Here is a 265-nt window from a genome sequence, read left to right on the forward strand (position 1 = left end):
CACTCACATCCACTACCCGGACCGCTTGGGGCGTCTGATCCTGGTCATGGCCCTGGCGCTCTACTGGGCGGTCTCCACCGGCATGTGGGATGCCGCCCACAATCCAACCCCCAGCGAAAAAAAGCCCCAAACCGTCAGCCCAGGAAACTCGCCCGAGGAAGGCTCTCTTGGTTTACCAGAGGCATCCGCCGAATCATGAAGCTGTTGCTGGCTGCTTTGCCCCTGCCGATCTTGTGGGGGCGACTGCCAAACTGATGGGTGCTGA

At 61.1% G+C, this 265-nt stretch carries 1 pseudogene; it reads left to right on the forward strand.

Going from position 1 to position 265, the window contains the following annotated elements:
- Positions 1-199, forward strand: a pseudogene (locus MTBSS4_RS22080) (hypothetical protein); the annotation flags it as partial.
- Positions 200-265: the final 66 nt, after the last annotated feature.

Source organism: Magnetospirillum sp. SS-4 (assembly GCF_902729425.1).
Lineage (GTDB): Bacteria > Pseudomonadota > Alphaproteobacteria > Rhodospirillales > Magnetospirillaceae > Phaeospirillum.